The organism is Pseudomonas helleri (assembly GCF_009600315.1).
GTDB lineage: Bacteria > Pseudomonadota > Gammaproteobacteria > Pseudomonadales > Pseudomonadaceae > Aquipseudomonas > Aquipseudomonas helleri_A.
The window spans coordinates 1-751 of the sequence record NZ_WIWC01000096.1 but is presented as its reverse complement, the minus strand read 5'-3'; the positions used below and the strand labels follow the sequence as shown (position 1 = coordinate 751).

General features: G+C 58.9%; 1 protein-coding gene and 1 pseudogene. Both read left to right on the top strand.

The genetic code is table 11. From position 1 onward, the window contains the following. A partial coding sequence (locus GHN86_RS22995) for an electron transfer flavoprotein subunit beta/FixA family protein (RefSeq protein WP_194286564.1) occupies positions 1–426 on the top strand: 426 nt, incomplete at its 5' end. A 2-nt stretch (positions 427–428) separates the two neighbouring features. After that, positions 429–751, top strand: a pseudogene (locus GHN86_RS22990) (electron transfer flavoprotein subunit alpha/FixB family protein); the annotation flags it as partial.

Sequence of the window (751 nt, the reverse complement as noted above, 5' to 3'; positions counted from 1 at the left end):
CAGCCTCAGCTGGTGATCCTGGGCAAACAGGCCATCGACAGCGACAACAACCAGACCGGCCAGATGCTGGCTGCGCTGACCGGCTACGGTCAGGGCACCTTCGCTTCCAAGGTTGAAGTTGCGAGTGACAAGGTTGCCGTGACCCGTGAAATCGACGGCGGCGCGCAAACTGTTTCGCTGAGCCTGCCGGCCATTATCACCACCGACCTGCGTTTGAACGAGCCGCGTTATGCGTCCCTGCCAAACATCATGAAAGCCAAGAAAAAGCCGCTTGAAGTGCTGACGCCTGAAGCGTTGGGTGTTTCGACGGCTTCGACCAACAAAACCCTGAAAGTCGAAGCGCCGAAAGCTCGCAGCGCTGGCATCAAGGTCAAGTCGGTGGCGGAGCTGGTCGAGAAACTGAAAAACGAAGCGAAGGTAATCTAATCATGACTATCTTGGTAATCGCAGAACACGACGGCAAAGTACTGGCCCCGGCCACGCTGAACACCGTGGCCGCTGCTGGCAAAATCGGCGGCGACATCAATGTGCTGGTTGCAGGCCAGGGCGTGGGTGCAGTAGCTGAAGCGGCTGCAAAAATTGCCGGTGTGGCTAAAGTGCTGGTGGCCGACAACGCCGCCTACGCGCATCAGTTGCCTGAAAACGTTGCCCCGTTGGTTGCAGAGCTGGGGGCGGGTTACACCCACATCCTGGCCGCCGCAACGTCCAACGGCAAAAACATCCTGCCGCGCGTTGCTGCGCAGCTGGATGT